This window comes from Streptomyces roseochromogenus subsp. oscitans DS 12.976 (genome assembly GCF_000497445.1).
Classification (GTDB): domain Bacteria; phylum Actinomycetota; class Actinomycetes; order Streptomycetales; family Streptomycetaceae; genus Streptomyces; species Streptomyces oscitans.
Map to the genome: position 1 here is coordinate 6,533,757 of NZ_CM002285.1, position 2,677 is coordinate 6,536,433.

General features: G+C 67.0%; 2 protein-coding genes. Both read right to left on the reverse strand.

What is annotated here, in order from left to right; all coding sequences use genetic code 11:
* Nucleotides 1-28 precede the first annotated feature (28 nt).
* A complete protein-coding gene (gene istB, locus M878_RS77970; protein WP_023548259.1) occupies nucleotides 29-799 on the reverse strand; it encodes an IS21-like element helper ATPase IstB in 771 nt (256 codons plus the stop codon).
* Entirely contained in the window at nucleotides 796-2,391 is a 1,596-nt protein-coding gene (istA, locus tag M878_RS77975) for an IS21 family transposase (protein WP_023548257.1), read from the reverse strand. Before istA ends, istB begins: the two co-directional genes overlap by 4 nt.
* Nucleotides 2,392-2,677: the final 286 nt, after the last annotated feature.

Sequence of the window (2,677 nt, forward strand, 5' to 3'; positions counted from 1 at the left end):
AATGGGACACCCCTGGGGTGTCGGTGAGTCAGCTGGTCGGGGGCTTGGGGGTGCCGTTGGGGCCCTTCGGTCGCTTGTTGGGACGGTAGCTTGGGCCGTTCATGATGACTTGGTGGCTGGCGTTGATCAGCCGGTCGAGGAGTGACTCGGCGACGACGGGGTTCGGGAAGAGCGGATACCAGTCGCTGGGCGCCCTGTTGCTCGTGATGATCAGAGAACGTCCCTGCCGCTCGGAGACCAACTCGTAGAGATCGTCGGCCTGCGAGGCGTTCATCTGCCGCATGGCGAAGTCATCGAGGATGAGCAGGTCGGGGCGGATGAGGTCGCGCATGCGCTTGTCCCAGGTGCGATCCGCGTGGCCGCCGGCGAGCTCGGCCAGGACCCGGCTGGTCTTGGAGAAACGGACGTTGGCGCCCTGTCGGACGGCCTGGTGACCGAGGGCCTGGGCGACGTGTGTCTTTCCGACCCCGACGGGCCCGAACAAAATGACGGACTCACCGGAGTGGAGCCATCGCAGGGCCGCCAGGTCGCGGATCTGGGCCGCGGGTAGCTTCGGGGAGGCGTTGAAGTCGAAGCCCTCCAAGGTGGCCTGCTGCTCGAACTTCGCCCGCCGCAGGCGCCGTTCGAGCGCAACGGATTCACGGCGGGTGATCTCGTCCTGGCAGAGAACCTGCAGGAAATCGAGGTGCCCGAGCTCGCCGCCCTGGGCCTGGGTGAGGCGGGCGTCGAGTGTCTCGAGCATCCCGGACAGCCGCAGGATCTTGAGCGAGTCACGCAGAGCGGTGGTCATCACGCTCACCGGGCGACCTCCTCGACGTCGTCGTTCCCCTGGTCGTCGCGGACGTCATCGGGAATCTGCAGGGGGATGTCGGTGGCGAACAGGCCCTCGGGGCCGTGTAGGAAGGCCGAGGCGCCACCGTCTCCGGTCTCGGGTTCCGGGTCGGTCTCGGTGCCGGCGACAAGGATGCCCTTGACGGTGCGATAGGACGGGTCGCCGACCGTGATCGCCTTGCGGCAGGCGGCTTCGAGCCTGATGTCGCCGTACTTCTTGCGCAGCCCGAGCACCCCCTGGGCCGCCCGGAGCCGGTAGAGGGCATTGACCTCCAGGAGCTGGTCGATCACCTCCCGGCAGGCATCCCCGACCTGGGATGCCTGACCGCGACACCAGATCGGCGTGCGCATCTGAAAGGCGATCTTCTCCGGCGGGTAGTCCGTCTTGTCGGTGCGTTTGCCCTGCTCAAGTGCCGCGTGCGTCTTGACCAGTTCACCCTCGTGGAAGACCTGCACCATGGTGGCGGTGGAGCGGACATCGACGCGGCGGCCGATCAGCTTCCAGGGCACCGAGTAGAGGGTCCGGCCGACCTTGATGTGGATGTCCGGGCCGACCGTCGCCTTCGACCACCGCGCCAGCACGAACGGCGCCTCGGGCAACGGCAGCAGCACCGGCGCCTCGATGGACTCGAACACCGCCAAGGGAGCCGCCCCGCCCAGCGGACGGCACTGCCGCTGACCTGCGACATTACGGGACCAGAGCAGGGCCTCGGCCTGCATGTGCTCCAGCGAGGTGAACGTCCGCCCGCGCCAGTAGGAGTCGCGGACGTAGGGCATGGGCCGCTCCACTCTGGGCTTGTCCTTCGGCTTCAAAGCCCGGGCCGGATCCACCAACGCCCCATAGTAGGAGGCGAGTTCGGCATACGACTTGTTGATCTTCGGGTCGTAGAGGTCCGGCTTGTCGACCCCGGTCTTGAGGTTGTCCGGCACCAGCCGGCGCGGGACGCCGCCGAAGTAGCGAAACGCCTCCACGTGGGCTTGTGTCCAGGCGTGCTGGTCCATGTGGGCCACCGGGCGGACGAACATGTGCCGGGAGGCAGGCAGCACCATCACGAACGCCCAAATCCGGTGCCGCCGACCGGTGTTGGCGTTGATCCACTGCCCCAGGAAGCCGTAGTCGATCTGGGCCTCCGAGCCCGGCTCGACGTTCTCCCTCAGCACGGTGACCTTGGCGCGGGCGGCCTCGTCGGGCAGGTTCTCGTGTACCCACCGGCGAAACGAGGTCAGCCCCGCCTGCAGCTTGCGCTCGTCGCGCAGCCGCTGGTGGATCGTGGTCACCGTGCAGGTGTTCAGCAGTTCCACCACGTAGTCGCGGTGCTTCTCGATCTCCGGCCAAGTCAGTTGATTCAAGCGCCTGTTGGCCTGCTCGGGGAACCAGCTCTTGATCAGTTTCGCCCAGTCGGGCTCGCTCATCGGCGGGCCGCCCGGCGTGATCCCGGCCGCCTCGGCCGGCGCCAGGTACTTCCTGATCGTCTTGCGGTCCAGCCCCAGCGACGCCGCCAGCTGCGTCTTCGAGCGGCCCGCGTACCAGTGGACGTAGATCTCCACGATGTCCGTCACGGTGAATGTTCTCCTTGCCATCCGGATCGTCCGTCGACCTCCCGGCTCGCTGGTCAAGGGACACCAGCGACTCCGAGACGGCCCGGACCCTCAACCCGGCACCGGCATGCCCCAGGGGATCTCCACCAATTCGCAAGAAGGATCTATCGGTCGAACAAACCACCCGACACGGGGAAAGATCTTCAACCCGAGACCGTGACCGGCATCCCCATCCACGACCGGCGTCCCCCTGGGGAACCGCCGACACCAGGGCGGGGAATTACGGCGACAACATCACGCAGAACAT